14 protein-coding genes are annotated in these 11,449 nt (G+C 70.7%); 2 read left to right on the top strand and 12 right to left on the bottom strand.

Going from position 1 to position 11,449, the window contains the following annotated elements; translation table 11 throughout:
* Position 1: 1 nt before the first annotated feature.
* The 4 genes from ACFYTS_RS08140 to hemL form a co-directional block, all read right to left on the bottom strand.
* Positions 2–826, bottom strand: coding sequence for a cytochrome c biogenesis CcdA family protein (locus tag ACFYTS_RS08140; protein ID WP_357281851.1), 825 nt, complete (start codon positions 824–826; stop codon positions 2–4).
* A gap of 5 nt (positions 827–831) precedes the next feature.
* Positions 832–1,470, bottom strand: coding sequence for a TlpA family protein disulfide reductase (locus ACFYTS_RS08135; RefSeq protein WP_379092209.1), 639 nt, complete (start codon positions 1,468–1,470; stop codon positions 832–834).
* An 88-nt stretch (positions 1,471–1,558) separates the two neighbouring features.
* A complete protein-coding gene (locus tag ACFYTS_RS08130) occupies positions 1,559–2,164 on the bottom strand; it encodes a histidine phosphatase family protein (protein WP_357282038.1) in 606 nt (201 codons plus the stop codon).
* 602 nt (positions 2,165–2,766) lie between these two features.
* Positions 2,767–4,104 (bottom strand): glutamate-1-semialdehyde 2,1-aminomutase, encoded by a 1,338-nt coding sequence (gene hemL / locus ACFYTS_RS08125; protein WP_387302237.1) that lies wholly within the window; start codon positions 4,102–4,104, stop codon positions 2,767–2,769.
* Between the two features lie 272 nt (positions 4,105–4,376).
* Between hemL and ACFYTS_RS08120 the strand changes: the two genes are divergently transcribed.
* Positions 4,377–4,760 (top strand): hypothetical protein, encoded by a 384-nt coding sequence (locus ACFYTS_RS08120; RefSeq protein WP_357281855.1) that lies wholly within the window; start codon positions 4,377–4,379, stop codon positions 4,758–4,760.
* A 46-nt stretch (positions 4,761–4,806) separates the two neighbouring features.
* Here the strand turns inward: ACFYTS_RS08120 and ACFYTS_RS08115 are convergent, their stop codons facing one another.
* The 5 genes from ACFYTS_RS08115 to hemB all read right to left on the bottom strand — a co-directional run bounded on the left by ACFYTS_RS08115 (position 4,807) and on the right by hemB (position 7,695).
* Positions 4,807–5,031 carry a hypothetical protein gene (locus ACFYTS_RS08115; protein ID WP_387302235.1) on the bottom strand — a complete coding sequence of 75 codons (225 nt, stop codon included), beginning with the start codon at positions 5,029–5,031 and terminating at the stop codon, positions 4,807–4,809.
* Positions 5,032–5,148: 117 nt separating this feature from the next.
* The gene (locus tag ACFYTS_RS08110; RefSeq protein WP_357281859.1) at positions 5,149–5,385 is read right to left on the bottom strand and encodes a hypothetical protein; all 237 of its coding nucleotides are present in this window, start codon (positions 5,383–5,385) and stop codon (positions 5,149–5,151) included.
* Positions 5,385–5,897 (bottom strand): hypothetical protein, encoded by a 513-nt coding sequence (locus tag ACFYTS_RS08105; RefSeq protein ID WP_357281860.1) that lies wholly within the window; start codon positions 5,895–5,897, stop codon positions 5,385–5,387. The genes ACFYTS_RS08110 and ACFYTS_RS08105 overlap by 1 nt, the downstream gene beginning before the upstream one ends.
* A gap of 279 nt (positions 5,898–6,176) precedes the next feature.
* On the bottom strand, positions 6,177–6,686 hold the full coding sequence (locus tag ACFYTS_RS08100; protein WP_357282039.1) for a hypothetical protein: 510 nt from the start codon (positions 6,684–6,686) through the stop codon (positions 6,177–6,179).
* 31 nt (positions 6,687–6,717) lie between these two features.
* Complete coding sequence (hemB, locus tag ACFYTS_RS08095) at positions 6,718–7,695, bottom strand: porphobilinogen synthase (protein WP_357281862.1); 978 nt, start codon at positions 7,693–7,695, stop codon at positions 6,718–6,720.
* Between the two features lie 184 nt (positions 7,696–7,879).
* Here hemB and ACFYTS_RS08090 point away from each other — a divergent pair, with 184 nt between their 5' ends.
* Entirely contained in the window at positions 7,880–8,200 is a 321-nt protein-coding gene (locus tag ACFYTS_RS08090; RefSeq protein ID WP_357281863.1) for a hypothetical protein, read from the top strand.
* 87 nt (positions 8,201–8,287) lie between these two features.
* On the opposite strand, the gene ACFYTS_RS08085 is transcribed toward ACFYTS_RS08090, so the two are convergent.
* The 3 genes from ACFYTS_RS08085 to hemC all read right to left on the bottom strand — a co-directional run bounded on the left by ACFYTS_RS08085 (position 8,288) and on the right by hemC (position 11,449).
* Positions 8,288–8,533, bottom strand: a complete 246-nt coding sequence (locus ACFYTS_RS08085; protein WP_387302232.1) for a hypothetical protein — start codon at positions 8,531–8,533, stop codon at positions 8,288–8,290.
* A 328-nt stretch (positions 8,534–8,861) separates the two neighbouring features.
* On the bottom strand, positions 8,862–10,424 hold the full coding sequence (locus ACFYTS_RS08080) for a bifunctional uroporphyrinogen-III C-methyltransferase/uroporphyrinogen-III synthase (protein ID WP_357090970.1): 1,563 nt from the start codon (positions 10,422–10,424) through the stop codon (positions 8,862–8,864).
* Entirely contained in the window at positions 10,421–11,449 is a 1,029-nt protein-coding gene (gene hemC, locus ACFYTS_RS08075; protein ID WP_357282041.1) for a hydroxymethylbilane synthase, read from the bottom strand. The genes ACFYTS_RS08080 and hemC overlap by 4 nt, the downstream gene beginning before the upstream one ends.

The raw sequence follows: 11,449 nt of genomic DNA, 5'->3' as shown, positions 1-11,449 counted from the left end.
GTCAGATCGGCAGGGTCACATTCGAGACGAAGGCATCGCGGACCCAGGAGACGAACACGTCCCACGATCCGGTCACCAGGGCGATGCCGACGGCCACCAAGAGCAGCCCGCCGGTCACCTGGATGGTGCGGGAATTACGGCGCAGCCAGCCGACGGCCCGCAGCGCGGTCGCCGAACCGAAGGCCAGGATGATGAACGGCAGCCCCAGGCCGAGGCAGTACGCCACGATCAGCGCCACGCCGCGCACCGCGGTGGTGCCCTCGGTGCCCGCCGACACCGCCATCACACCCGACAGCGTCGGGCCCAGGCACGGGGTCCAGCCGAGCGCGAACACCGCGCCCAGCAGCGGGGCCCCGACGATGCCGGTGAAACGGCGCGGCTCCATACGGGTGTCGCGCTGCAGCATCGGGATCAGGCCGATGAAGGCCAGACCCATCACGATGGTCACCACGCCGCCGACCCGTTGCAGCAGTTCACGATTGAGAGTCAGCGCCTGCATGGTGCCGAACACGGTGGTGGCGGCCAGCACGAACACGACGGTGAAGCCCGCCACGAACAGCGCCGCCGCGCCCGCCACCCGCAGGCGCGCCGAATTGCGGCCCGCCACCGCGGTCTTCGCGCTCCGCGCCGACTCCACCGTCACCGGCGGGGCCTCCGCGCCGACCACGCCCGCCAGATACGACAGGTAGCCGGGCACCAAGGGCACCACGCACGGCGAGGCGAACGACACCAGGCCCGCCAGCAGGCACGCGCCCAGCGCGAGCAGCAGCGGTCCGGAGGCAGCGGTCTGCTGGAACGAATCCCCCACGCTCGCCAGATAGGTCACGTGATTCACTGCTCGGCCGCCAGTCGATCCACCACCGGCCGCAGGTCCTCGGCCAGCAGGCTGCGCAGGAACACCGCCGCCACCCGATGCTGCTTGTCCAGCACGATGGTGGTGGGGATGACGCTGGTCGGGAACTTGCCGCCGAGCGCGAGCAGGCTGCGCATGGCCGGGTCGTAGACGGAGGGGTAACCGACCTTGTTGTCGGTCACGAAATCCTGGGCCTTGTCCTTCTGGTTGTCGCGCACGTTGATGCCCAGGAAAGCGACGCCATTGTCCTTCGTCGCCTCGTAAACCTGTTCCAGCGCACCGACTTCCGCGCGGCACGGGCCACACCACTGGCCCCAGATGTTGAGCACCACGACCTTGCCGGGGAAATCGTCCACCGACGTGGTCTTGCCGTCGTGCATCAGATCCGGGCCGGACAGCTTGCCGATGGTGCCGCGCGCGGACGGCGGATCGTAGAAGATCTCGGTCTTGCCGCCCGGCGAGACGAAATCGAAGGTGCCGCCCTGGGCCACCGCGTCCTTGCCCGCCGTCGTGCACCCGGCGAGCAGGGCCACCACGGTCAGCCCCGCCAGCAGGCCCGCCACCCGCCGCAGCGGGTGACGGACGAACGCGGGCCGGGACGCGATGGCGCGGCTCATGCTGCGCCCTCCAGGTATGAGCGGGGGCCCTGCGTGGTCACGCGAGCAAGCGCGGAGAGGCGGAGCGACGCCTCCGGGCCTGACCCGCTCATGCCCCGGTCACCGTGGGATCGGAGGCGCCGGCGGGCTCCGAGTAGACGATGTCGATCAACGTATCGCCCTGGTAGACCAGGGAAGTCAGCGACGCCAGCGAGCACTGCCGGTTCCGCGGGTCGTGCCAGAGGCGCTGACCCTGCAGGAAACGGCGCAGCGTCCACACCGGCAGCTGATGCGACACCAGCACGGCCTCGCGACCGGCGGCCTCCACCCGCGCCTTGTTCACCGCGGCCAGCATGCGGTGCGCGATCTGCAGATACGGCTCCCCCCAGGACGGGGTGAACGGGTCGCGCAACTTCCACCAGTGGCGGGGCTTGCGCAGCGCACCGTCGCTCGCCGAGACCCGCAGGCCCTCGAAGGTGTTGCCCGCCTCGATCAGATTGTCGTCGGTGCGGATGATCAGGCCGTGGCCCTGGGCGATCGGATCCGCGGTCTCCTGCGCGCGCTGCAGCGGCGAGGCCACCACCAGCGCGATGTCGTGATCGGACAGCGAACGCGCCACGGCCTGGGCCTGCGCGCGGCCGGTCACCGACAGCTGGAAACCGGACAGGCGGCCGTAGAGGACACCGTTCGGATTGTGGACCTCGCCGTGGCGCATGACGTGGACGATCGTCTCGACGTCGTCGGCCACGTCACCGGGGAGGATCAAGCCGCTGGGGCCGGTGACCGGGGCCGGAGCCTCAGTGTCGGCGACCGCGACGTCGGCTTCCGAGACGACGGACTCGTCGGTCTGGGGATCGACCTCGACAACGATCTCGGACGAGAACGCGGCGGGGGCGGATTCCACGGCCTCGGCGGGGACGGATTCCACGGCCTGGGCGGGGGCGGGCTCCGCGGCCTCGGCGATCGCGGGCTCGACGGCCTCGGCGGGTGCGGAGTCCACCGGCTCGGCGGTCTCCTCGGTCCGGGTGGGGGCGGCGGCGAATCGCTCGGCCGCGGCGACGGCGGCCTCGAAGACCGGCTCGGGGTCGTCGACCACGACGGAATCGTCGGATTCCGTTGCGGCGGGCTCGGGTTCGGCCTCGGTCACCGGGGCGACGGTCACGTCGCCCGCCGGGGCGACAGCGATGTTCTCACCGGTCTCGGCGAGTTCGTCCTCGGCTTGGCGGATGGAATCCAGGAGGCGGGTGGCCTCTTCGGCGGAGAGAGGAGCCTCGTGCTGGGCGGGGGCGGGTACGCCCGAGTCGGGGTGGACGGAGCTCACGCGGCGGATCCTTCGGGAGTGGCGGCCGCCGCGGCGCGCGCGGCGGCGGGGAGGGCGGCGGCGATGCGGTCGAACGCGTCCTCGTCGAGAGCGGCCGAGACGAACCAGGCTTCGAAGGCGCTCGGGGGCGCGTACACACCGGCATCCAGCAGCGCGTGGAAGAAGGCTGGGAAACGCCAGGTCTCGGCGGCCTTGGCGGCGGCGTAGTCGGTGACCGGGTTCTCGGCGAAGAACACGCTCACCATATTGCCCGCGAATTGCACCCGGTGCGCGACGCCTTCGGCGGTCAGCGCCTCGGTGAGCAGCCCGCCCAGGCGCTCGGAGTTCTTGTTCAGGGTGGCGTACACCGACTCGTCGGCGGCGCGCAGCGTGGCCAGGCCCGCGGCCACCGCGACCGGGTTCCCAGACAGGGTGCCCGCCTGGTAGACGGGGCCCAGCGGGGCCAGGTGATTCATGATGTCGGCGCGCCCGCCGAACGCGGCGGCGGGCAGGCCGCCGCTCATCACCTTGCCGAAGGTGTACAGGTCGCCGGCCACGCCGTCGATGCCGAACCAGCCGGAGTGGCTGACCCGGAAACCGGTCATGACCTCGTCCATGATCAGCAGCGCGCCGTGTTCGGTGGTCAGCCGGCGCAGGCCCTCGTTGAAACCGGGGACCGGCGCGACCGCGCCCATATTGCCCGCGGCGGCCTCGGTGATGACACACGCGATCTCGCCCGGGTGGGCGGCGAAGGCGGCGGCCACGGCCTCGAGGTCGTTGTAGGGCAGCACCAGGGTGTCGGCGGCCTGGGCGCCGGTGACGCCGGGCGAGGTGGGCAGGCCCAGGGTGGCGACGCCGGAGCCGGCGTCGGCCAGCAGCGCGTCCACGTGCCCGTGGTAGCAGCCGCTGAACTTCACGATCTTGGTGCGGCCGGTGAAGCCCCGGGCCAGCCGGACCGCGCTCATGGTGGCCTCGGTACCGGAGTTCACCAGGCGCACCCGGTCGACCGGAGCGACCCGGGCCGCGATGGCCTCGGCGAGTTCGATTTCGGCCTCGGTCGGCGCGCCGAAGGACAGACCGCCGGTGGCGGCCCGCTGCACGGCCTCGACGACGGCCGGGTGCGCGTGCCCGAGGATCATCGGGCCCCACGAGCACACCAGGTCCACGTAGTCGTTGCCGTCGGCGTCGGTCAGCGTGCACCCGCGCGCGGAGGCGATGAACCGCGGCGTGCCGCCCACGGAATTGAACGCCCGCACCGGCGAATTCACGCCGCCGGGAATGACCGCCGCGGCGCGTTCGAAAAGGTGGGCTGAAACCGGGACCGACGCCTGGCTCACACGCGGAGAAGAACTCACGGCACCCAGTCTCTCAGCCGCCCTCGCCCCCGTCGACGACAGGGTGTAGTCGAGTGGCCCTTCCCACAGCCAACCTGTCATCTTCACACCCCGGATCGAAGCGCGCATCCCGAAGGCCGACGGCTGAGATCACGGGAGCCGGCGAGCGGGTCCTCGATGACGCGGATCCGAGCAACACGCCGAAATGAGATTCGGACAACGTAATTCGCTACTAGATAGCCGATGCGTAAGGTCTCGACATAGGAAACGGCTTCGGAGAGAGGGCGGGACGTATGCGGGTCGTTCGGTTCGGGGTAGGAATCATCGCGGTGGCGGCCGGGCTGGCCGCCGCGCCCGGGGTGGCGCAGGCAGGGGTGCCGCTGGTGCAGATCGACCAGGGGCGGGTGGGGGTGGCGCTGTCACATCAGGAGACGGCCGCCATTGCCGATGGGCCCTTACCCGCGGTGGTCAGCCTGTTCGTGCCAATGAGCCGGATGGGCGCGGGCCTGGAGCCCGACACCACCATCTACAAGGACGACAAGGGCGGCGTGCACGCCTCCCTGCGCCAGGTGATGATGGAGGCCGCCGATCATCCGGACGGCACGGTGACCCTGTTCCTGAACCTGCCCGGCACCAAGGGCGGTCGCGTGCTGGATGTTTACCAGAGCTGGAACTGATGCGGAGACGGCGGCGCGGTCTGCGGTCGCGCCGCCGCACCCCCCGCTACGGGAGCGGAATCCCCAGGCAGAACGCCGCCCATCCGGTGGACAGCAGGCAGTTCAGCGGGGGCGGTAGTAGGTCTTGCCAGGACATCGCCACCATCGGTGACCGGTAATCCGGGACGGTATCGACCGGGGCCGCGGCGACCGGAGCCGCGACCACAGCGCCGACGAGCCCCGCGGCCAGCACCGCGGGGGCGATGCGTTTCACGAGTTCTGTGCGCTTCATGCGGATGATTCTCCGCGCGGGTCCGAGGGCGACCAAGGCTGAACCCCGACTTCGCACCCGTCAATACGGTGTGTCGGACCAGGCTCGCCGAGCGCGGACCGTCGAATCGGACAAACGTCAGCGGGTGAGCCGAACCACCCGCGTGGCCCCGTCGATCAGCGACAGCCCGGCCATGATCACCAGCGCCGCGGACCCCGCCAGCCACGGCCCGACATAGCGGGTCGCACCGAACGACGGCGCCTCACCCTGCGCCTTGAACACCGTGGTCTGCACCCCATGCCGCCAGCACCACACCGCCGCGACGGCCAGCACCGGAACCAGCACGATCTCGGCCGCTATCGTCAGCCATCGCATCACAGCGCCTCCCGAGGCTCGTCGTCGGTCCCGCGCGGGTGGCCCAGGGCCTCGGTCAGCGCCGCGCGCAGCGTGACATGGTCACGCGCCCACGCCTGCACCAGGCGACCGTCGGTCAGCTTCAGGCCGATTCCCTTGCGCCGCCGCGGTACTCCGGTCAGCTCGCCCAGCGCCCGCGCGGACTGCCAGTCCTCATAATCCCAGGACTCCTCGTCGTCTTCGGGCAGCACCTCGGCGATGTCGCGCAACGGCACCACCTCGGTGCCCTCGCGCAGCTGCTCCGGGGTCAGCTCGACACTGATGTGCCGCTTGCCCGCGATCACCTGCAACCAGACGAACCCGGCCAGCAGCACGCCGCAGAAGACGAGCCCGAACCAGTGGATGTCGCCGCCGCGGAACAGCTCGATGACCAGGATGATCGCGCACAGCGCGGGTCCGTAGGCGATGGTCCGCCAGCGCGCGCCGGGTTCGGAGAACAGCACGGCCCCGGGGGCGTTGATGGCCTCACTCATAGGTCGAGCGTAAAGATCGCGGAACGAATCAGTGGGCCAGGCCCGGAATCAGGAGTACGGCGAGGGTCAGCAGGCCGAAGAGGAACAACAGGCTCAGCACCGCGATATCGCGCCGCAGGCTGTGCGGCTGCTGGATCACCACTCGCATCGTTGCTCCGCCTTCCCGGGGGGCTCGAGGCGCATGAATCAACGCGCGACGGCCGACTTCCGGTTCCCGAAATGGTTGTGACAGCCCTCACCATAACGCGTTGTCATCCCCGTAACAAACTCGGCGGTAACCTAGCGCGGTCCGGGCCGGAAGTAGGCCTCGGATTCGCTTCGGTAGCAGAGGAATACGGCCCCGCCCGCGAGCACCGCCTGAACGATGCCCGCGCCGCCGGCGACCAGCGCGGCCACGCCGCTCTCCTTGACGCCGACGCCGAACAGCGTGCCCGCCGCGCCGAGCACCAGGAAGATGCCGAAACCGGTGAGAACCGCTCGGGCCCAGTTCTTTCCGCGCCCCAGCTGCCACACCACCGCCACCCCGGCTCCGGACAGCACCAGCCAGAACACCGCGACCAGCACGAACACGACGGCGGCCCAGACCTCCACCTGCGCCAGGGTGACCGCCGGTTGCTGCTCCTTCACCTGGTCGAACATCTGCTGCGCCAATTCGTTCCGCTGCCCGAACTGCGCGATCAGCGAGGCGATCAACTGCACCAGCCCGACCCCGAGCGCGGCGTACCAGAGCTGACAGGCGGTGCCGACGTCCTCGGGCGCCGGACGCGCCGGATTGTTCGGCGGGACCATGGGATTCACGATCAGAGCTACTCGTTCCGGTTCAGGCCAGCCAGTGCGCGGCCTCGGTGGCCCAGTAGGTGAGCACCATGTCCGCGCCCGCCCGCCGGATCCCGAGCAGCGATTCCAGGATCGCGCCCTTGCGGTCGATCCAGCCGCGCTCGGCGGCCGCGGTGATCATCGCGTACTCGCCGGAGATCTGATAGGCCGCCACCGGCACCGTGGACCGGTCCGAGACCTCGCGCAGGATGTCCAGATACGACATGGCGGGCTTCACCATGACGATGTCCGCGCCCTCGAGCAGATCCAGTTCCAGCTCGCGGATCGCCTCCCGGCGGTTGGCCGGATCCTGCTGGTAGGTGCGCCGATCACCCTGCAGCGAGGAGCCGACGGCCTCCCGGAACGGGCCGTAGAACGCGGAGGCGTACTTGGCCGCGTAGGCGAGGATGCCGGTGTCGGTGTACCCGGCGGCGTCCAGCCCCGCGCGGATCGCGGCCACCTGGCCGTCCATCATGCCGCTGGTGCCGAGCAGGTCGGCGCCGGTCGCGGCCTGCGCCAGCGCCATCTCGACGTAGCGGGTGAGGGTGGCGTCGTTGTCGACCGCGCCGCGCTCGTCGAGCACGCCGCAGTGGCCGTGGTCGGTGAATTCGTCGAGGCAGGTGTCGGCCATGACGACCGTCGAGTCTCCGACCTCCGACACCAGCGCGGACAGGCCGCGGTTCAGGATCCCGTCCGGGTCGCTGGCACCGCTCCCCTGGGCGTCCTTGTCCTCGGGCTTCGGCACGCCGAAGAGCATGAGGCCGCCCACGCCCGCGGCCACGGCTTCGGCGGCCGCCTTGCGCAGCGAGTCCATCGAATGCTGGAAAACGCCTGGCATGGAGGAGATCTCACGCGGTTCGCCGATACCGTCGGCGACGAACATGGGCAGAATCAGGTGCCGCGGCTCCAGGCTGGTCTCGGCGACGAGCCGACGCATCGCGGGAGTGCGGCGCAACCGCCGAGGGCGGTCCATTCCGGTCATGCTCGCATGATATGCCCGGCTCGTGACCGGGGTGCGCGCGCCTCCGACGCCGGGCCCGGCCGACTTCCAAAGTCGTTGTGAGCAGCCACTTTTGTCGGTGGGTCCGAGTAGAATCGAAGATGTGTTCGAAGGGATCGCGCCGCGTTCGAAGGCGCGATCCCGGATCGCGACGGGAGGATTGGCCGTGCTCGCAGCCGTTACCAGCATGTCCGGCAAGGTGAACCGGGACGCCGGGGTTCCGAAGAAGGGGGAGGTCATCGATCACGCGTGGCGGCCGCTGGCCAAGCAGCCGCTGCCGGCGGGGCGGCCGCGCACGTGGTACGTCTCACACAACCGGCGATTGAAGGCCATGCGGCTGGCCATCGCGCTCCTGGATTCCGGGTCCTTCGGGCCCGACCAGGCCACCAACGAAAAGATCAGGGAGACAGCCGAAGTCATCGGCGTGCACCAGCCCTCGGACGCGACCTGCCGCATGGTCCGCCGCCTGATGGCGGCCCAGCGCTGACCGCCGCGCGGCTCCGCTGAACGCGACGGAGGCGCGCCGACGTCCCCACGACCGGACGTCGGCGCGCCTCCTACGCACGTGCGGCCGCTAGGAGTTCAGGCAGCCGGTCTGGGTCGATCCCGGCGTGCCGGGATTGCTCGAACCGCTGGTCAGGCACTTCAACAGAGTCTGCAGGACGGTCACGGCGGGGATGCCGGACGAGCTGACCCCCGGCGCATCGGCGACCGGCGCCGCCGCCGCGCTCGGGGCCTCGGCGAGAGCCGCCGCCGGGGACAGGCCCGCGCCCAGCGCGAGTCCACACATCGCGATCAGGCCGACTGCAACACGCTTCATGAATGTTCACCTCTCGAAGATCGAATACCGAATGCAGCGTATGCATTTCGCTTCCGGATGAAACGACGACATTTCCTTGGGCATCCACCCAGCGAATCGGCGAGGCCGACATGCTCGCCCTGGCCGGAGGTCCTGCCGCGGTCCGGACCCGTTGTCCGCAACCGGGCCGATCGATGACACGCAATCGCCGCGCCGCGCCGGAATCGGTCTCCGGGCCGAGCCGAACCACTCCGCGCCGTCACAGGTCCCGACCGTGCCGGGCGTGAGAACGACACCGGCCCCGCGTCATCGTGACGCGGGGCCGGGGTGGCCGTATTTCGTGCCGAAGCTAGCGGCTGCGGCGGCTCTTCTTGCGCGGCGGGGGCAGCAGGCCCTCGGCGCGCAGGTGGGCGGCGTGCTCGGCGAGCGCCTCGACGAGCGGGCCGACCTGGGCCACCTCGGGCTGCACGTCCACGCGCAGACCGAACTCGATGGCCGTCTCGGCGGTCTTGGGTCCGATGCAGGCCACGATGGTGCGGGCGTGCGGCTTGCCGGCGATGCCGACCAGGTTGCGGACCGTGGAGGACGAGGTGAACAGCACGGCGTCGAAACCGCCGGTCTTGATCATCTCGCGGGTCTCCGCGGGCGGCGGGGACGCGCGCACGGTGCGGTAGGCGGTGACGTCGTCGATCTCCCAGCCGCGGTCGCGCAGGCCCTCGGCGAGGGTCTCGGTGGCGATGTCCGCGCGCGGCAGCAGCACCCGGTTGACCGGGTCGAAAACGTCGTCGTAGGGCGGGAAGTCTGCCAGCAGGCCCTCGGAGGACTGCTCACCGGACGGCACCAGCTCGGGGTTGATGCCGAAGGAGCGCACCTTCTCCGCGGTGGCCTCGCCGACGCAGGCGATCTTCACGCCGCTGAACGCGCGGGCGTCCAGACCGAATTCGCCGAACTTCTCCCACACCGCGCGCACCGCGTTGGTGGAGGTGAAGACGACCCACTGGTAGCGGCCGTCGACCAGGCCCTTGACCGCGCGCTCCATCTGGGCGGGGCTGCGCGGCGGCTCGACCGCGATGGTCGGGACCTCCATGGGGATGGCGCCGTGGTTGACGAGCTTCTCGCTCATCTCGCCGGCCTGCTCCTTGGTGCGCGGCACCAGCACGGTCCAGCCGTACAGAGCGCGGGACTCCCACCAGGAGGTCTTGGCGCGCTTGTCCACTTCCTTGCCGACCGTGACCACCAGCGGGCCGACCAGTTCGGAGGCGGCGTTGTTCAGGGTCGCCAGGGTGGCGTCGATGGTGCGCTGCTGGCGGGTGGTGCCGCGTACCGTCACCGCCACGGGGGTCTGCGGCGCCAGGCCGTGCTCCACCAGCGCCGAGGCGGTCTCGGCCAGGTGGCCGGAGGTGGCGTGCAGCACCAGCGGGCCGGGCGCGGCCGCGACGGCCGCCCAGTCCACCTCGCCGCGGACATCCACCACGGTGTGGCTGGAGCCGAGTTCGATACCCGCGTAGGCGGGCACGGTGGTGCCGGCCGAGAGGCCCGGCAGCACCTCGAAGCTCAGATGCGAGCGGGTGACGGCGTTGATCTCCTGGATGACCGAGTCGGTGGTCATCGGGTCGCCGGAGACCAGGCGCACCACGTCGGAGCCGCCACGGGCCTCCGCGATCAGGGTCTTGGCCACTTCGGCGGCGTCGCCCAGGGCGGGGCGCACGTCCACCGGGCGGGTCCCGTCGGCGCTCTCCTCGACCGCGATGCCGATCAGGGCGAGCACGCCCTTGTCGACGTCGGGATCGGTGAAGGCCAGCGTCGCCCGGCCGAGCACCTCGCGGGCCCGCACGGTCAACAGCGCCGGGTCACCGGGCCCTGACCCCACGAAAAGGATCCGACCGGGATTCTTCTTCGTCACTCGGCTCATCGGCTGTTCTCCATTGGGCTGGGATTGCTGTCGTCGGTGAGCTCAGCGGATTCCTCTGTGACGCTGAGCAGTTCGCGCGCCCCCAGCTCCAAGAGCTCGCGCGCCAGTGCCCGCCCCAGGTCCGCGGCATCCGCGACCGGTCCGACCACTGAAGCCCGGATCACATCCGAGCCGTCGATCGCCGCCGCGCAGGCGCGCAGCGACAACTCCTCCACCACCCGGCCGTCGTCGTCGAGCGATTCGACGACCTCCGCCAGCGCACCGATCGGCGCGGTACAACCGGCCTCCAAGTCGGCCAGCAACGCCCGTTCCGCGGTGATCGCGGCACGGGTGCCGGGATCGTCGAGGGCGGACAGGATGGTCACGAGTTCGGTGTCCTCGGTGCGGCATTCGACGGCCAGCGCACCCTGCGACGGGGCGGGCAGCATCTGCACCGGTTCGAGCGATTCGGTGACGACGTCCAGGCGGTCGATGCGGGCCAGCCCGGCCCGCGCCACCACCACGGCATCCAGTTCACCGGAGGAGACCTTGCCGATCCGGGTGTCGAGATTGCCGCGCAGCGGCACGATCTCGATGCCCAGGCCCAGCGCCTTCAGCTGCGCGGCGCGCCGCGGCGCGGAGGTGCCGACCTTGGCGCCCGCGGGCAGCTCGCCCAGCACCAGGCCGTCGCGCGCCACCAGCGCGTCGCGCGGATCCTGCCGGGGCGGGATGGCGGCGATGTCGAAGCGCGGATCCTGCGCGGTCGGCAGATCCTTGTACGAGTGGACGGCGATATCGACCGTGCCCGCGGCCAATTCCTCGCGCAGCGCGGCGGTGAACACGCCCACGCCGATCTTCTGCACGGGATCGGTGGCGTTCTGGTCGCCGGCGGTCTTCACGATCACCAGCTCGGCCTGCTGGCCGTTGGCGATCAGGGCGTCACGCACGTGCCCGGCCTGGGTGAGGGCCAGCAGACTGCCGCGGGTGCCGATGCGCCACGGGGCGTCGACCGTTCCGCGAGCGGTTATGTCGTTCTCGTGCACCAT

This window comes from Nocardia sp. NPDC004151 (assembly GCF_042874235.1).
Classification (GTDB): domain Bacteria; phylum Actinomycetota; class Actinomycetes; order Mycobacteriales; family Mycobacteriaceae; genus Nocardia.
This window is presented reverse-complemented; position numbering and strand designations above follow the sequence as displayed.

Excerpts from the sequence above, each read along its gene's own strand:
- ACFYTS_RS08135 (WP_379092209.1), bottom strand. The coding sequence starts at position 1,470 with ATGAGCCGCGCCATCGCGTCCCGGCCCGCGTTCGTCCGTCACCCGCTG.
- ACFYTS_RS08130 (WP_357282038.1), bottom strand. The coding sequence starts at position 2,164 with ATGCGCCACGGCGAGGTCCACAATCCGAACGGTGTCCTCTACGGCCGC.
- ACFYTS_RS08120 (WP_357281855.1), top strand. The coding sequence starts at position 4,377 with ATGCGGGTCGTTCGGTTCGGGGTAGGAATCATCGCGGTGGCGGCCGGG.
- ACFYTS_RS08115 (WP_387302235.1), bottom strand. The coding sequence starts at position 5,031 with ATGAAGCGCACAGAACTCGTGAAACGCATCGCCCCCGCGGTGCTGGCC.
- ACFYTS_RS08110 (WP_357281859.1), bottom strand. The coding sequence starts at position 5,385 with ATGCGATGGCTGACGATAGCGGCCGAGATCGTGCTGGTTCCGGTGCTG.
- ACFYTS_RS08105 (WP_357281860.1), bottom strand. The coding sequence starts at position 5,897 with ATGAGTGAGGCCATCAACGCCCCCGGGGCCGTGCTGTTCTCCGAACCC.
- ACFYTS_RS08100 (WP_357282039.1), bottom strand. The coding sequence starts at position 6,686 with ATGGTCCCGCCGAACAATCCGGCGCGTCCGGCGCCCGAGGACGTCGGC.
- hemB (WP_357281862.1), bottom strand. The coding sequence starts at position 7,695 with ATGACCGGAATGGACCGCCCTCGGCGGTTGCGCCGCACTCCCGCGATG.
- ACFYTS_RS08085 (WP_387302232.1), bottom strand. The coding sequence starts at position 8,533 with ATGAAGCGTGTTGCAGTCGGCCTGATCGCGATGTGTGGACTCGCGCTG.
- ACFYTS_RS08080 (WP_357090970.1), bottom strand. The coding sequence starts at position 10,424 with ATGAGCCGAGTGACGAAGAAGAATCCCGGTCGGATCCTTTTCGTGGGG.
- hemC (WP_357282041.1), bottom strand. The coding sequence starts at position 11,449 with ATGGTGCACGAGAACGACATAACCGCTCGCGGAACGGTCGACGCCCCG.